1 pseudogene is annotated in these 337 nt (G+C 64.7%); it reads left to right on the top strand.

The annotated features are described in order from the left end of the window. Positions 1–49: 49 nt before the first annotated feature. Positions 50–337 (top strand): annotated as a pseudogene (locus EN808_RS35470) (conjugal transfer protein TrbE); the annotation flags it as partial.

The raw sequence follows: 337 nt of genomic DNA, 5'->3' as shown, positions 1-337 counted from the left end.
TCTGGCCGCCCAGGCGCGCTCATAGGTGTCGTGTATGCGTGCGAGCGGCTGGGCGGCCGACTGGCTCCTTGCGATCCTTGCCCGCGAAGGCATCCCGATCACCCCGGATGCCAAGGAACATATCTGGACCGCGCTGACGTCGCTCGCCTCCGCACCGGTCGAGGAGCGCACCATCACGGGCTTGAGCGTGCTGCTTCAGTCGAACGCCCTGAAGCAGGCCCTTCGCTCATATTGCGTCGGTGGTCCCTATGGCCGGCTCCTTGATGCCGAGGCTGAGCATCTAGGCGCTGCATCTGTTCTTGCATTCGAGATCGAAGGCCTGGTTGGCACCGGTGCC

Source organism: Mesorhizobium sp. M8A.F.Ca.ET.165.01.1.1, assembly GCF_004792065.1.
Lineage (GTDB): Bacteria > Pseudomonadota > Alphaproteobacteria > Rhizobiales > Rhizobiaceae > Mesorhizobium.
Note: the sequence above shows the minus strand (reverse complement) of the source record. Positions and strands in the feature narration are given on the sequence as shown.